This is a genomic window from Frankia sp. R43 (assembly GCF_001306465.1).
Classification (GTDB): domain Bacteria; phylum Actinomycetota; class Actinomycetes; order Frankiales; family Frankiaceae; genus Parafrankia; species Parafrankia irregularis.
This window is the reverse complement of the sequence record NZ_LFCW01000002.1, coordinates 483,064-498,762: the sequence shown is the minus strand read 5'-3', so window position 1 is coordinate 498,762 and position 15,699 is coordinate 483,064. Positions and strand designations below refer to the sequence as shown.

General features: G+C 71.2%; 10 protein-coding genes. 2 read left to right on the top strand and 8 right to left on the bottom strand.

Annotation, left to right across the window (positions count from 1 at the left end; genetic code table 11):
* Positions 1-355 precede the first annotated feature (355 nt).
* Positions 356-1,225, top strand: coding sequence for a peptidylprolyl isomerase (locus tag ACG83_RS09590; protein WP_054565796.1), 870 nt, complete (start codon positions 356-358; stop codon positions 1,223-1,225).
* Positions 1,226-1,399: 174 nt separating this feature from the next.
* On the opposite strand, the gene ACG83_RS09585 is transcribed toward ACG83_RS09590, so the two are convergent.
* The gene (locus tag ACG83_RS09585) at positions 1,400-3,202 is read right to left on the bottom strand and encodes a DEAD/DEAH box helicase (protein WP_054565795.1); all 1,803 of its coding nucleotides are present in this window, start codon (positions 3,200-3,202) and stop codon (positions 1,400-1,402) included.
* A gap of 180 nt (positions 3,203-3,382) precedes the next feature.
* On the opposite strand from ACG83_RS09585, the gene ACG83_RS09580 reads away from it, so the two are divergent.
* A complete protein-coding gene (locus tag ACG83_RS09580) occupies positions 3,383-4,852 on the top strand; it encodes a helix-turn-helix transcriptional regulator (protein ID WP_054565794.1) in 1,470 nt (489 codons plus the stop codon).
* 10 nt (positions 4,853-4,862) lie between these two features.
* Here ACG83_RS09580 and cutA read toward each other — a convergent pair whose 3' ends face one another.
* The 7 genes from cutA to yajC form a co-directional block, all read right to left on the bottom strand.
* Positions 4,863-5,192, bottom strand: coding sequence for a divalent-cation tolerance protein CutA (gene cutA, locus ACG83_RS09575; RefSeq protein ID WP_006540897.1), 330 nt, complete (start codon positions 5,190-5,192; stop codon positions 4,863-4,865).
* Between the two features lie 196 nt (positions 5,193-5,388).
* Positions 5,389-7,965 (bottom strand): bifunctional (p)ppGpp synthetase/guanosine-3',5'-bis(diphosphate) 3'-pyrophosphohydrolase, encoded by a 2,577-nt coding sequence (locus ACG83_RS09570; protein WP_054565793.1) that lies wholly within the window; start codon positions 7,963-7,965, stop codon positions 5,389-5,391.
* 23 nt (positions 7,966-7,988) lie between these two features.
* On the bottom strand, positions 7,989-10,532 hold the full coding sequence (locus ACG83_RS09565; protein WP_054565792.1) for a bifunctional (p)ppGpp synthetase/guanosine-3',5'-bis(diphosphate) 3'-pyrophosphohydrolase: 2,544 nt from the start codon (positions 10,530-10,532) through the stop codon (positions 7,989-7,991).
* A gap of 202 nt (positions 10,533-10,734) precedes the next feature.
* Positions 10,735-11,289, bottom strand: a complete 555-nt coding sequence (locus ACG83_RS09560; protein ID WP_054565791.1) for an adenine phosphoribosyltransferase — start codon at positions 11,287-11,289, stop codon at positions 10,735-10,737.
* A 186-nt stretch (positions 11,290-11,475) separates the two neighbouring features.
* A complete protein-coding gene (gene secF / locus ACG83_RS09555) occupies positions 11,476-12,711 on the bottom strand; it encodes a protein translocase subunit SecF (protein ID WP_054565790.1) in 1,236 nt (411 codons plus the stop codon).
* Position 12,712: 1 nt separating this feature from the next.
* On the bottom strand, positions 12,713-14,836 hold the full coding sequence (gene secD, locus ACG83_RS09550) for a protein translocase subunit SecD (RefSeq protein ID WP_054565789.1): 2,124 nt from the start codon (positions 14,834-14,836) through the stop codon (positions 12,713-12,715).
* A 211-nt stretch (positions 14,837-15,047) separates the two neighbouring features.
* Positions 15,048-15,593, bottom strand: coding sequence for a preprotein translocase subunit YajC (gene yajC / locus ACG83_RS09545; RefSeq protein WP_054565788.1), 546 nt, complete (start codon positions 15,591-15,593; stop codon positions 15,048-15,050).
* Between the last annotated feature and the right edge of the window lie 106 nt (positions 15,594-15,699).

The window sequence follows — 15,699 nt, the reverse complement described above, 5'->3', positions numbered from 1 at the left end:
CCCCGCACAGCACTGCACCCGCAGCACACCGACGCCCACGGCCCCGCGCCCGCACCTCGCATGACACGTCACACGACACCGCGACCGAATCCTGCGCACCGGATTCCGCCACGATCCCGGCGAGTACCCTGTGTGACGAAAGTGGCCAGGTCAGATCCCCGGAGGCCGCGTCCTGCCGGGCCTCGCCGCGGCCGAGATCGACGGCACGCGTCCGGCCCACCGGTCGCCCGCCTTCTCACAGGTCGTCCACAGGCCACCTGGACAGACTCGTCCGCGACGGGAACGTGGACGGCACAGCGACCGCCTGAGGACCATCCGGTGGTCACGGGACAACAGAAGCGGGAGGCCGGCGACGGTGTCGAGCACGAGGGAACGGCGGCAGCGGGAGCTCGCCGCCGCGCGGGCGGCGCGCCAGGCACAGCGGCGGCGTGAGGCCCACCTGCGGCAGCGCAAGCGCGTCACCGTCATCGCGGCGGTGGTCGTGGTCGCGATCGTGGGGTCGGTGATCGCGAGCGTCCTGCTCAGTGGTGGCTCCGACGACAACAACGAGATCACCTCGACCTCGCCCTCGGCCACCCAGACGGCCACCACCCCGACGACCTCGGCGCTGCCAGCCGGCCAGACCAGCAAGGTCGGCGACTGCGTCTACACGTCGACCGGCGAGGCGCCCTCGCGCCAGGTCTCACTGCCCACCGCCGCCGCGACGGTGAACAAGAACCCGGCCACGATGGTCATCACCACCGACCAGGGCACGATCACCGCCGCGCTGGACGCCGACAAGGCTCCCTGCACCGTCAACGCGCTGCGCTCCCTCGCCGAGGCGGGCTTCTACACCGACACCGCCTGCCACCGCCAGACCGGTGGCGCCGACGCCGGCATCAGCGTCCTGCAGTGCGGCGACCCCACCGCCACCGGCACGGGCGGCCCCGGCTTCGGATACGCCAACGAGAACACCGAGGGCGTGAACTACAACCGCGGCGTGCTGGCGATGGCGCACAGCAGCCAGCCGGACAGCAACGGCAGCCAGTTCTTCATCAACTACGCCGATCCCACCGCGGACGGCGCGTCCGCGCTGGCCGGTGGCTACACCGTCTTCGGCCACATCACCGAGGGTCTCGACGTGCTGGACAAGCTGACCTCCCCGGGGATCGAGGGCGGCGGCTCGGACGGCACCCCGGCGAGCAAGGCCCAGATCAAGTCCATCGAGATCAACCAGGAGCAGTAAACCCGCCCTGCACCGGTCGAGCACCAGACCGGTCCAGCACCGCCCACCGCCCACCGCGAGGCCGGCGGCATCGCCGGCCAGGTCCGCGGTGGGCTGTGTGGCCGCGGTGGGCTGTGTGGCCGCGGTGGGCTGTGTGGTCGCGGTGGGCTGTGTGGTCGCGGTGGGCTGTGTGGGTCAACCCGCCCAGCGGCGGACGGTGTCGATCCGCGCCTGTAGCTGCGCGGCGCTGGCCTGCGCGCTCGGGGGGCCGCCGCAGGACCTGCGCAGCTCCGCGTGGATCATCCCGTGGGGCTTGCCGGTCCGGTGGTAGTGCGCGGCCACCAGCTTGTTGAGCTCCTTGCGCAGCTCCCCGATCCGCTCGTGGACCGGACGGTCGGCCGCCTCCGGCTCCCCCGCCGCCTCGCCCTGCCTGGCCGCCGGGACCACCGGCTCGGTGGACGCCGCGGCAGCCGCGGAGGCCTTCGCCGCGGCGGCCCGCTGTGCGGCCTCACGCTGCCGCAGCAGGGTGGCGACCTGATCGGGCTCGAGCAGCCCGGGCAGGCCGAGGAAGTCCTCCTCCTCCGGCGATCCGGCCTGCGCCGTGGTCCCGAACTCACCACCGTCGAAGATCACCCTGTCCAGCTGGGCGGACGATCCCAGCGCGGTGAACGGACTGTCCGGCTTGTCCGGCGTGTCCCGGCGGCGGTTCGCCTCCCGCAGGGCGTCGTCGTCGAAGGCGTCCGGCTCGCGCATCGGCTTGTCCAGCGCGTGGTCACGCTGGACCTCCATCTCACCGGCCAGCGCGAGCAGCGCGGGCACACTCGGCAGGAAGACCGACGCCGTCTCCGAGCGGCCGCGGCCGCGGACGAACCGACCGACCGCCTGCGCGAAGTACAGCGGTGTCGAGGCCGAGGTGGCGTACACGCCGACCGCCAGCCGGGGGACGTCGACGCCCTCACTGACCATCCGGACGGCGACCATCCAGCGGTCCGTCGACTCCCGGAAGGTGGCGATCTTCGAGCTCGCGGTGGGGTCGTCGGAGAGGACCACGACCGGAGACGTCCCGGTGATCCCCCGCAGCAGGCCGGCGTAGGCGCGGGCGGTCGTGTGGTCGGTCGCGATGACCAGGCCGCCGGCGTCCGGCATGCCGCCCCGGCGTACCTGGGAGAGCCGGGTGTCAGCCGCCGCGAGGACCGCCGGCATCCAGTTGCCCTGCGGGTCGAGCGCGGTCCGCCACGCCGCGGCGGTCTGCTCGCTGTTCAGCGGCTCACCGAGCCGCGCGCTCAGCTCGGCACCCGCGCTCGTCCGCCACGACATCTCGCCGGAATAGGCCAGGAAGAGCACAGGACGGACCACGCCATCGCGCAGCGCGTCCGCATAGCCGTAGCTGGAGTCCGCGACGCTGCGGGTGACGCCCTCCGCATCTGGCAGGTAGGTGACAAACGGAATCGGGCTGACGTCCGACCGGAACGGTGTTCCGGTGAGCGCCAGACGACGGGCGGCCGGCGTGAACGCCTCACGCACCGCCTCGCCCCAGGAAAGCGCGTCCCCCGCGTGGTGGATCTCGTCGAGGATCACCAGGGTGCGCCGGGCCGCCGTACGCATCCGGTGCAGCGCCGGATGGGCCGCGACCTGGGCGTATGTGACGGCGACACCCGTGTAGTCGGACGCGGTCGCACCGGCGGAGTTGCGGAACGTCGGGTCCAGATCGATGCCGACGGCCGAGGCCGCACCGGCCCACTGCCGCTTCAGGTGGTCCGTCGGGGCCACCACCGTCACCGCCCGGATCTCACCGGCGGCCAGCAGCTCGGCGGCGATCTCCAGGGCGAAGGTCGTCTTGCCCGCACCCGGCGTCGCCACCGCCAGGAAGTCCCGCCCGCCCGAGGCGGTGCGCGAGCGGTAGATCTCCAGGGCGGCGCGTTGCCACTCCCGCAGCGGCCGGGCCTGCACGCGTGAGCGTGGGCCACGGGGGCTCGGGGGCAGAGGACCAGCTCTCACACACCAGACTCTATGGTGACGCACCGGCGAGACGATGACGCCGCGTGCCGTCACGGAGCGCGGTCGCCCGTTCGATGATTTGCCTGTTTCTTGTCACCGAAGGACCACACGAGGGGTATCACCGCCTTTGCTAACACACGGTTAAGCTCCTGAAGTCAACTGCTTGACTCGGAGGTCCCGATGGAGCGCCCGGCAGGAACGTCGGCGGGTCACACCTCGCCAAGGAGCATGCGACCAAACGACCCCAGGCCGGCCACCGCCGGCCCGGCCCGTACTCCGAACGTTCGGCTTCGCACCAGCCGAGAGGAACGCGGCTGGTCACAGGAACGCCTGGCGAGCGAGATCCGACGCTTCTCCGTCATCCATGAGGGCCGCGAGGCCGGCGTCACCGGAAATATGATCTGCAAGTGGGAGAAGGGCGACAAAAAGCCCAGCCTTCGCTACCAGCGGTTGTTGCGCGCGCTGTTCGAGCGCTCCTCGGCAGAACTCGGCTTCGTCGACGACGACCCCAGCACCGGCCTGGCCGGCCGGCTCCCCGCCGCCACGGACAAGCTTTCCCACGGCATCGGCCCGGCCGGAACCGTTCTCATCCAGGCCGAGGCCGGGGCCGAACCGTCCGGTGACATTCCCGTCGAGCGCCGTGGGTTCCTGCGGCTTTTCGCCGCCGCGGGTGGCGTCGCCGTCGTCCCGCTGGGCACGGCCGGGCCCGACAACGCGCCGTGGGAGCGGCTGTCCGCGGCGCTGCGCCGGCGCACCACCGTCACCCCGGAGCTGGCGGACGAGCTGAGCCGATGCACGGCGGGCCTGTACAGCCTGGAGGAGCGCGTTCCCGCCCGGGCGCTGTTCCCCAGGGTCACCGGTCATCTGGGGACGCTCACGCAGCTGTTGGAGTCCAGCGGCCGATCGTCGGCTCGCCGCGACCTCGCGGCGACCGCCGGCGAGACCGCGGCGCTGGCCGGCTGGCTCGCGTTCGACATGAACGACGTCCCGGCCGCCCTGGCGTACTACCGGGTCGCGATCGAGGCGGCGCGGGAGGCCGACGACAGCGCGCTGTGGGCCTGCGTACTGGGTTACGAGAGCTACCACAGCGCCGGGGTCGGTCGTCACGACCAGGCCTGCGCGCTGCTGGCGGAGGCGCAGCGCCGCGCCGCGGGCGCGAGCACCATCATGACCCGGGCGTGGCTGGCCGGGCGGGAGGCCGAAGAACAGGCCGCCCGCGGCGAGGGGCGGGCGGCACTGGCCGCGTTGGACCGCGCTCAGGAGGCCTTCGACCGCGCCGACGACGGCGACCGGGTCTGGACCCAGTTCTTCGACCGTGGCCGGCTTGACGGCATCAAGGTCACGACCTACACGAGGCTGCGCCGGCCAGCCGCCGCCCACGCCGCGGCGACGGAGGCGCTGCGTGCCACGTCTCCGCACAGCGGCACCAAGAAGCGCTCCTTGTTACTCGGCGATGTCGCCGAGGTGCACATTCAGCGGCGGGAGATCGACGCCGCGACCCAGTACGCGGCCGAGTCGCTGGCCATCGTCGCGGCAACCGACTTCTCACTGGGGCTCACCAGGATCCGGCGGGTTCGGGAGCATCTGCGGCCCTGGCAGAACACCCAGGCCGTCCGGGATCTCGACGAGCAGCTTCGCGCGCTCGTGTAAGGCCGGAGCCTCAGCTCCGGATCGACGGGGCGGTCTCCGCCGTGATCCAGTCGAGATAGTCCGTGTGACCCGACACGATAGGGGTCGCAATGATCTCGGGCGTCTCGTACGGGTGCGCGGCGGTGATCTCCGCGATCAGGTCGGCCAGCCGTTCACTCGTTGTTTTGGCGAGGCAGAGCCATTCCTCCGACTGCTCGATCTCGCCGTTCCACCGGTAAGTGCTCCGAATCGGCCCGACCACCTGGAAACAGGCAACAAGGCGCCGCTCGACGAGCGCCCTGCCGATACGGTCCGCTGCGTCTGGTGAGTCGATGCTCGTGATGACCTGAAGGAATCCCACGCGTACTCCCACCCATAACCGATGGCGATGCGAGATACTCTACATCGGACCACCGTCGGCGCCGACGTTTTTTCGCCGATGACCACGGGTGATTCTTTCGGTACACGACCCGATCGGGCCGGGGAATGTTGAAAAGCGACTTCCGGGACCATAGCGACACGGAGCGCATAAGGCTCCCGGATCCCGGCCCCCGGCGTCACACGATCGTCTGGCAGGCCCGGTAACAGTCGTAGACACCGCCAACGCTGCGTACCGCCGCCAGCACCCGATCGAGCTGTTCGGGGCCGGTGACCTCAATCGTGAAGCGGGCGTGCGCCACCCGGTCCTCCGAAGTCGAGGTCGACGCCGCACGCACCGACGCGGACGTGTCAGAGAGAACTTCGGTTATATCTGCCAGCAGGCCGTAACGATCGAAGGCCTCAACCGCGATTTCGGTGGGGAAGGTCTGACTCTCCGCAGCGGCCCATCCCGCCACGGTCACCTGCTCGCGTGATGACGCCGAGGAGGCGACGTTCGCGCATTCCCGACGATGCAGCGAGACAGCACTGCTGTGCGTCGTGAAGCCGACAACCTTGTCTCCGGGGAGCGGAAGACAACATCGCGCGAGACGCACTGGCACATCCGTGCCCTCGATCTCGGCGAAGCCCGCCCAGTTCTGCGTTCCGCGGCGGGCGGCGCCGCGTGCCGCGACCTCCCCGGCTGTTTCGCGGCCCGTGAGACCACCGGCGTCGCCCGAGCGCTCGCCCTGCTTTCCCGGCACGGCACGCCGCACCCGCCGGGCGCCACGCGAGGCCGCGCCATCCGAGGCCGCGGCAGGAGCGGTGGGCTCGGAAGGAGCGGTCGGTGCGGTGGTGTCGCCGAGGGCGACTGCCGCCGTCGGGACAGCCTGCCCTGCCGGCACGGCCTGCCCTGCCGATGCGGCCGGCCCTGCCGCCGGTGCGGTCTGCGCAAGGCCGGCGTCCACGGGCTGGGCGTCCGGGGTGGCGTCGGCCGGGCTCCCGGCACCGTGGGCGGTCCCGGCGGCCTGGCCGGGCCGCTCGACCGGCCCGGGTGTGATCCTCCCGGGTGTGCTCGTCCCGGTCGCGCCATCACGCCGGGCGGGGTCGCCCGAGTGCCCGAACGGCCAGGTCAGACCGCTCGCGATGCCGTGTGGCGACCGTCCGTGCGTATCCCGGCGCTGCCGGGCCAGGCGTTTGCGGATCCGGACCCGGGCCCGGGAGGTCCGCACGAAGTCAAGCCAGTCCTCGCTCGGCCCCGCTCCCGGAAGGTTCGAGGTGAGGATCTCGACGACGTCGCCGTTGCGCAGCCGGGTGTGCAGCGGGACCAGCCGGCCGTTCACCCGGGCGCCGATGGCGCGGTGCCCCACATCGGTGTGCACCGCGTAGGCCACGTCGACCGGTGAGGAGCGCGCGGGCAGCGCGATCATCTTGCCCTTCGGGGTGAAGGTCAGCACCTCGTCGGAGTTCAGGTCCGAGGACAGCGATTCCAGGAACTCCCCCGGGTCGACCGTGTCGACCTGCCAGTCCAGCAGGCTGTGCAGCCAGGACAGGCCTTCGAGGCGGGCGCCGTCGGCGCCCGGCCCGACCGGCTTCGCCACGATGCCGGTCTCGGCCAGCCGATGCATGGACGGGGTGCGGATCTGGATGTCGACGGTGCGCCCGGAGTCGTCCGTCACGGACGTGTGCAGGCTCTGGTACATGTTGAACTTGGGGGTCGCGACGAAGTCGCGCAGCCGCCCCGGCACCGGGCGCCACACGCCGTGGATGACACCGAGCGCGGCGTAGCAGTCCGTGACGTCGTCCACGAGGACGAGTACGCGGACGATGTCGGTGTAGTCCCGCGGCGCGCGGCCACGCTCCTGGGCCCGCTTGAAGATCGAGAAGATGTGGCTGATCCGGACCGAGACCGCACCGTCGACCCGGGCCTCGGCGAGCGCCGTCCGTAGCTGGTCCACCAGCCCGGAGACCGTGCCGCTGGCCCGCTCCGCGGCGGTGAAGTCGTCCACCAGGCCGGAGATCCGGCGGTGCTCCTCGGGGTTGAGGACGGCGAACGCCCGGTCCTCCAGCTCCCGTTTGATCACGCTTACTCCGAGCCGGTGCGCCAGCGGCGCCAGGACCTCCAGCGTGACCCGCGAGATCTTCTCCTGCTTGGCCGGCGACATGAACCCCAGCGTGCGCATGTTGTGCAGCCGGTCGGCGATCTTGATGACGAGGACCCGGTAGTCGCGGGCGAGCGCGACGATCAGCTTGCGCAGGGTCTCCGCCTCCGCGGCCTCCCCGAAACGCATCTTGTCCAGCTTGGTCACACCGTCGACCAGGTTGGCGACCTCACCGCTGAACTCCGCCGTGACGGCGGTGAGCGAGTAGCCGGTGTCCTCGACGGTGTCGTGCAGCAGTGCCGCGATGATGGTCGTGGTGTCGACGCCCAGCTCGGCGAGGACCTCCGCGACCGCGAGCGGATGGCTGATGTAGGGGTCGCCGCTTCGCCTGGTCTGGCCGGCGTGCAGGCGCTCCGCCACCGAGTAGGCGCGGATCACCGCGGCGATGTCGGCCTTCGGGTGGAAGTCGCGGTGTGCCTCGACGAGATCACGCAGCTCGGGGGGCACCTGCGGGGTTCGCGGCGCGGCCATCCGGCGGGCCAGGTGCGCCAGCCGGAGGCTGGCCTGGCGGGCCGCGATGACTGTCCGCGAGTCACCGTCGTCGCCGTCCGCTCGGGACAGCGCGGGCGAGAAGCCGCCCGCCGGCAGACCCGCTCCCGCGGCCTCAGCATTCACGGCGTGCCCCCTCGCGCTCGCAGTCAGCTCTGTACGTCCGAGGTGACCCGGAAACAGTCGTACACGCCGTCGGTGGACCTGACGGCGTCGAGAATGTGGCCGAGATGCTTGGCGTCACCCATCTCGAAGGTGAAACGGCTGACCGCCACCTGCTCTCGGGTCGTGGTGACCGACGCGGAGAGGATGTTGACGTGGTGATCGGACAACACCCGGGTCACATCCGACAGCAGCCTGGTCCGGTCGAGGGCCTCGACCTGGATCACCACCAGGAACACCGAGCCGGATGACGGCGCCCACTCCACCGCGACGGTCCGGTCGTGCGGGCCGCCGCGCAGGCTGACGAGGTTGACGCAGTCGGTGCGGTGCACCGAGACGCCCTTGCCCCGGGTCACGAAGCCGGCGATCTCGTCACCCGGCATCGGGGTGCAGCACCGGGCGAGCTTCACCCAGACGTCCGCCGCACCCGTGACGATCACACCCGGATCGCCGCCGGAACGGCGCAGCGCCCGGATCGGCAGCTCGGTCTCGGCCGCGTCCTCCTCCGCGCTCTCCGGGCCGCCCAGGCTCTGCAGCAGCCGGTTCACCACCGCCTGCGCGCTGACGTTGTTCTCGCCGACCGCCGCGTACAGAGCCGCGACGTCGGCGTAACGCATGTCCTTCGCCAGCGTCAGCAGCGCGTCGCCGGCCATCAGCCGGGCCAGTGGCAGGCCGTGGCGGCGCATCGCCCGGCCGATCGCGTCCCGGCCGGCGACGATCGCGTCCTCGCGGCGCTCCCGCGCGTGCCACTGGCGGATCTTCGTCCGGGCCCGGGTGGAGCGCACGAACATCAGCCAGTCCTCGCTGGGCCCGGCGGAATGTGCGCGGGAGGTGAAGACCTCCACCACGTCGCCGTTCTCCAGCTCGGTGTCCAGGGCGGCCAGCCGGCCGTTGACCCGGGCGCCGACGCACTGGTTGCCGATGTCGGTGTGCACCGCGTAGGCGAAGTCGATCGGCGTCGAACCGAGCGGCAGCGGGATGACGTCGCTCTTCGGCGTGAAGACGAAGACCTCGTCGGCGGCGGCGTCGAAGCGCAGGCTGTCGAGGAACTCCCCCGGATCCGCGGTCTCACGCTGCCAGTCCAGGATCTGGCGCAGCCAGTTGTGCAGGTTCGGATCCGTCCCGCCGGCACCCCCGGCGGCCTTGGCTCCCCCGCGCCGGCCGGAGCCGGAGCCGCCCGAGCGCGAGCCGGTGCCGTCCTCCTTGTACTTCCAGTGCGCCGCGATGCCGTATTCGGCCCGGTTATGCATGGAATGGGTGCGAATCTGCAGTTCGACCGGCTTGCCCTCGGGCCCGATGACCGTCGTGTGCAACGACTGGTACATGTTGTACTTGGGCATCGCGATGTAGTCCTTGAACCGGCCCGGAATGGGCTTCCAGTTCGCGTGGACCGTGCCCAGCGCGGCATAGCAGTCCCGGACCGAGTCGACCAGGACCCGGATGCCGACCAGGTCGTAGATGTCCTCGAACGACCGGCCGCGCACGACCATCTTCTGGTAGATCGAGTAGTAGTGCTTGGGCCGGCCGGTCACCACGGCCTTGATGCGCGCCTCGGCGAGCTGCGCCTGGACCTGCGTGGACGTCTCGGTGAGGTAGACGTCCCGGCTGGGCGCGCGGTCCGCGACGAGCCGGACGATCTCGTCGTAGCGCTTCGGGTACAGCGCGGCGAACGCCAGGTCCTCCAGCTCCCACTTGAGGGAGTTCATCCCGAGGCGGTGGGCCAGTGGCGCGTAGATCTCCAGGGTCTCGCGGGCCTTGCGCTCCTGCTTGTGCTCGGGCAGGAAGCGCAGCGTGCGCATGTTGTGCAGGCGGTCCGCGAGCTTCACCACCAGCGCGCGCGGGTCGCGGGCCATCGCGACCACCATGCGGCGGATGGTCTCGGTCTGCGCCGCCTCGCCGACCTTGACCCGGTTGAGCTTGCTGACCGCGTCGACTATCTGCAGCACCTGCGGGCCGAACTCGGCCTCGATCGTCTCGGGCGGGAGGTCCGTCTCCTCCAGGGTGTCGTGCAGCAGCGCGGCGCACAGGGTCGGGATGTCCATCCCGAGGTCGGCCAGGATGCTCGCGACCGCGATCGGATGGGTGATGTACGGGTGCCCGGAGAAGCGGACCTGGCCGGCGTGCGCCGCGTCGGCCACCTCGAAGGCATGCTGCACCGGCGCGATGTCAGCCCGCGGATGGTTCGCGACGAGCCCGCGCAGCACCGGGTCCAACGATGACGGCGGGGTGGCCCGATGAGTGCCGAGGCGCGAGAAGCGCCCCCGCACCCGACGGGGCAGTGGCGGTGACTCGTGGCCCAGCCGTGGCACCACCGGGGAACCACTCTCCGCGTCATCCTCACCGCCCGCCGTCGCGGACACCATCGACACCGCGGACGACGCAGGCGCGGCCTGGGTCACCTCACCGTGACCGGCCTCGCCGCGTGCGGCGGACCCCTCCGCGCTCAGGGCAGGCGACACCGGCCGCGTCTCCCCGACGGATGACGCGGCCGCCGACACAGCTCCGGTGGTCACCGGCGGCGCCTCGGGCACGGGCCGCTCCTGCGTTGCGCTTCGGCCATGGCACGGATGTGCGAAAGGCTCCTGACATCGAGGTTAACGCTGCTGGTCCGCGCGGCCTTCCGCAACCCCGGGCAGACCCCGCGGCGGCCACACTCAGGTGGCCGTGGCGCGCCACACCCCTCGAACACCTGCCACCCAGCGGAACGTGCTGACGCCGGACCGGCTCAGCCGATCAGAGAGTCATGATCGAGGTGACCGGCAGCGCACCCGTCCGGTCACGCCCGGCCAGGAAACTCAGCTCCATCAGGACCGCGAGGCCGACCACGTCCGCGCCGCATCCACGCAGCAGGTTGTGCGCGGCGGCGGCGGTTCCGCCGGTGGCGAGCACGTCATCGACGAGCAGGACCCGCTCCCCCGCGGCCACCGCGTCCTCGTGGATCTCCAGGGTGGCGGTGCCGTATTCCAGGTCGTAGGTCTCGCGGCGGGTCGCCCCCGGCAGCTTGCCCGCCTTGCGCACCGGGACGAGGCCTGCGCCGATCCGGTCGGCGACCGGTGCAGCCAGCAGGAATCCGCGCGCCTCGATCCCCGCGATCGTGGTGACCGACAGGTCTCGCGCGAGATCCGCCAGGGCACCGATGACCACCCCGAACGCCGCCGGGGTGGACAGCAGCGGGGTGATGTCCTTGAAGACGACTCCAGGCTTGGGGAAATCCTGGACATCGCGGACGTGGGCGGCGAGCACCTCCGCTGCCGCACCCAGAGCCGGCCCGCTTTCGACGCTCGTCATCGTGGTGACCTCTCCGCTTCAGAAATTCGTCGCCGCCCGATCGGGCGGCCGTGTCCACGCCGATGCCGTGCCGGTTTATCCGTTTTGCGTCTTACGCGCTTTACATCTACTTCATGATACTTCGCACAGTTCGCCCGGCTTCACACCGGCCTCGCCCTGCCTTACGCGCGACGGACCTGCGTCCCCCTAGCGCGAACGCTTCTTACCACCGGAGCGCCGGGGCTGGGTCGGCTTCGACCTCGGGCCACGCCGTTGCGCGGACGGAACACCGACATGTCCAGCCGCGGCCGCCGCCGAGGCGGTGCGCATCCCACTGGCGACGCCCACGGCGTCACCGGGCTCGTGCACGTCCGGCCCGTCCGCGTCGGCGTCCACACCGGCCGGGTCCGCACCCTGACGGGACCGCACCGACCGGCTGGTCTGCCCGGTCTCGGCGGCGCGGGCCGACCTGGCCCGGCTCGCCCGGGCCCGCCCCACCCGGGCGTCCAGCGCGCGCACCTCCGACTCGTTGCGCTTGAGGTCGACGAGCAGCGGGGTCGCGAAGAACAGGGAGGAGTAGGTACCGGAGGCGATACCGACGAACTGGGCGAGCGCGAGGTCCTTCAGGGTGCCGGCACCCAGCAGCCCGGCGCCGACGAACAACAGCGACGCCACCGGGATGAGCGCGATCAGTGATGTGTTGAGCGACCGGACCAGCGTCTCGTTGAGCGCGTCGTTGGTGGCCTCCGCGTAGGTCCGCCGCGACGACGTCGCCATTCCGGCGGTGTTCTCCCGTACCCGGTCGAAGACCACGACCGTGTCGTACAGCGAGAAACCGAGGATGGTCAGCACAGCAATGATCGTGGACGGGGTGACCTCGAAGCCGACCAGGGAGTAGATACCCATGGTGACGACCAGGTCGTGGATGAGCGCCGCCATCGCCGCCGCGGCCATCTTCCACTCGAACCGCACCGACAGGTAGACCATCACCAGCACGAGAAAGACGATCAGACCCTTGATCGCCTTGTTGGTGATGGTGGATCCCCAGGACGACCCGACGGTCGAGACCGCGATGTTCTCGTCCGGGTTCGCGACGTTGAAACGCTTCGCGAGGGCGTCCTCCACCCGCGCGGTCTCCTCGTCGGACAGCGTGGGTGTCTGGACCCGGAACTGCTTGGACGTCTCGAGCTGCTGGACGACGCTGTCGGAGGCGTCGACCCCACTGTCGCTGAGGACATCCTTGACCTGCTCGACGGTGCCGCCGTTCGCCGGGAACTGGAAGACGGCCCCGCCCTTGAACTCGATACCCAGCGTGAACCCGCGGACAATCATGCTCAGCACACAGATCGTGAGCAGCACCCCGGACACGACATACCAGACACGCCGGCGGCCGACGAAGTCGACGTGGAACTCGCTGCGGTAGAGACGCCCCAGCATCGACATGTCAGTGCTCCCGCCTCTGCCCGGCCGTGCGCCGGCCCGTTCCCTGCCGCGCCGGCCCCGGCTTCGTGAGCCGGGGAGCCTGGTTCGGCGGGCCTGACCCGCCGTCATCCGTCTGGTCGCCGTCCCCATCCACGTCCACGGAGCCGGGATCCACGTCGTCACCGGCACCCGCACCGGCGGCGGCCGCGGCCGGACGGCCGGGCCCCGCAGGGCGCTTGGCCAGCCGCGGTCCCCGCGACTGCGCCGATCCGCCCACCGATCGCACCGTCAGCCCGGAGAACCGGCTGGTGCTGAACAGGGGCCGGCGGACCAGCGCCGTGACGAGCGGGCGGGTGAAGATGAACATGATCAGCACGTCGACCAGGGTCGACAGGCCGAGAGTGAACGCGAACCCGCGCACGGACCCGACCGACAGGACGTACAGCACCGCCGCGGCGAGAAAGGACACCGTGTCGGCGGAGAGCATGGTCCGCCGGGCCGCCGGCCAGGCGCGGTCGACGGACGTCCGCACGCTCCGGCCGGCGCGGACCTCGTCCTTGATCCGTTCGAAGTAGACGACGAACGAGTCGGCCGTCACACCGATCGAGACGATGAGACCGGCGATACCGGCCAGTGTCAGGGTGAAGCCGATCGCATCCCCGAGCAGCGTGACCGCGGCGTAGTTCAGCGCGGCGCTCACCGCGAGCGAGGTGATCACGACGACGCCGAGCGCACGGTAGTAGAGGAACGAGTAGATCACCACGAGGCCGAGACCGATGGCACCGGCCAGCAGACCGCCGTGCAGCGACTCACGCCCGAGCGTCGGGGACACCGACTCGGCCTGCGAACGCTCGAAGGCCAGCGGCAGCGCGCCGAACCGCAGGACATCGGCGAGGTCCTGGGCCTCGGACTGGGAGAAGTCCCCCGAGATCTGCGCCGAGCCCGAGATGCGCTCGTTGGTCTGCGGCGCGGACTGGACCACTCCGTCGAGCACGATCGCGACCTGGCTGCCGACCGTCTTCTCGGTGAGCGCGGTGAACTTCTTCTGGCCGTTGCCGGTGAAGTCGACGTTGACGACCCACTGGCCGGTGGTCACGCTCGTCGTGCCGCCACCGCTGAGCAGGCCGGCCGAGGCCGATTTCACGTCCGTCCCGACCAGGGCCGCCGGCATGAGCAGGTACTTGGTCGTGCCGTCCCGGTCGCAGGCGGCGGTCCAGTCCTCGGGGCGGTCCAGGCTCACCGCGGAACCGCGGACCCCGCTGGCCGTGCAGGTGAGGTTGGCGAACTTCTCCTGGACGTCGGCGGGCGGTGTCGTCGCGTCCGTGCTGGTGCCGCTCGCGGCCTGGTCGGCGGACGGCGACGCGGACGCGGCGGGTGCCGCGGGCGTCGTGGCGGCAGCGCTCGGCTGGCCCGTCGCGGCCGCGGCAGGTGAGCTCGTCGCCGCCGCGGCCGCGAGCGTGCTCGCCGCCGCCGGGCTGGTCGTGTTGGTGGCCGCCGCGAGCTGGATGCGTGCCCCGCCCGCACCCGCCGGTGCGGTGTACGCCGCCGGCTGGAGCGTGAGGCCGGACCCGCTGTCAGCTCCGGGGAGACCCAGCGCAGCCGGCTTCTGGGTGGCCGGCGCGCTCGTCGCGGCCGGTGCCGGCGAGCCGGTGGCCGGAGCCGCCGTTCCGCTCGGGCTCGCGGTCGCACCGGTGGACGGCGCCGTCGTCGCGGACGGGCTGCCGGTCGCCGACGGGGTCGGCGTAGCCGCGGACTGCGCGGCAGCCGACCCGGCAACCTGACGGAACCGCAGTTCCGCCGTCTGGCCCACCAGCGCCACGACGTCGTTGCGGCCGCGGCCGGGCACGGAGATCTCGATGGTGTCGCCGGTGCGGCGCACCTCGGCCTCGGCGACACCGAGGCCGTCGACGCGACTGCGGATGACGTCGACGGCCTTGTTCAGCGCCGAGTCGTCGATCGAGCCACCGGTCACCGACCGTGGCGTGAGGATGACACTCGTCCCGCCCTGGAGGTCAAGGCCGAGCTTGGGCGTCCAGGTGCCGGTAACAGCCATGAGGCCAAAGAGGATGGCGAGCAGAGCACCAAGTGCTCCGAGCCGGGCGCCGACGGAGATGCCTCCCGACGCTCGTGCCGAGCGACGTGCCAATGCCAGGTCCTTCCTCACACACCGTCACCGATCTCGGCGGCGCCCAACGATTCCGAACGAGTGTCACCGAGGGTACGTTCCAACAGCCCTGACGTAACACCACCCGCAGCCGACAGGCGCGTGACGGTCCCGGCAGCAAACACCACGGCAACCCCACGACACCCACCATCCCGGGGCTCCGGATGCGGGAACCCCGGGGTACGGCCTCGGGTCAGAGCTCCTTGCGCGGCCCGCCGGGCCGGCCAGCCGCCCCGTCCGCACCGCCGGCGCGGTCACCGTCGCCGACACCGTCCGTGTCGTCACTTTCCGTAGTGGAGCCGGATGACTTCGCGTCGTGGTCCGCCGCCCCGGCCTCGTCGGCGTCATGCGTCGTGGCCAGCGGGTTCGTGGAGGCGGTCGCGTCGTCGCCGTGCTCGCCGTGCTCGCCGTGCTCGCCGTCAGCGGCATCCGAGTCCGGCGTGCTGATCACCCGTGCCACGGCGTTGCGACTGAACCTGCACACGACATCCGGCGCGATCTCGAGCAGGATGTCGGCGCCGTCCTGCTCCACGACCGTGGCGTACAGGCCGGCGGTGGTCACGACGAGCGTGCCGGGAACGATCTGCGCGAGCTGCTGCTGCTGTGCCTTCGCGCGGCGCCGCTGGGTGGAGAAGAAGTAGACGATCAGCAGGACGATCAGCAGCGGGAAGATCAGTCCGCTGATGGAGCTGCCGCCGTCGTTGTCCGCCGCGGTCGTCATGGTCGCGAGTACCTGCACGTCCTACCCTCCTGAGTGTCGCGGCTGATCGTACGTAGGTGCGCCGCGCGCACTGCGGGCAGGCCGCTGGTGCGATTCCCGGCGAAGCCGGACATCTCGAGTGGCA

What these genes read in the sequence shown, in the direction of transcription:
- ACG83_RS09580 (WP_054565794.1), top strand. Translation starts at nt 3,383, where the DNA reads ATGGAGCGCCCGGCAGGAACGTCGGCGGGTCACACCTCGCCAAGGAGC.
- ACG83_RS09560 (WP_054565791.1), bottom strand. Translation starts at nt 11,289, where the DNA reads ATGACGAGCGTCGAAAGCGGGCCGGCTCTGGGTGCGGCAGCGGAGGTG.
- secF (WP_054565790.1), bottom strand. Translation starts at nt 12,711, where the DNA reads ATGTCGATGCTGGGGCGTCTCTACCGCAGCGAGTTCCACGTCGACTTC.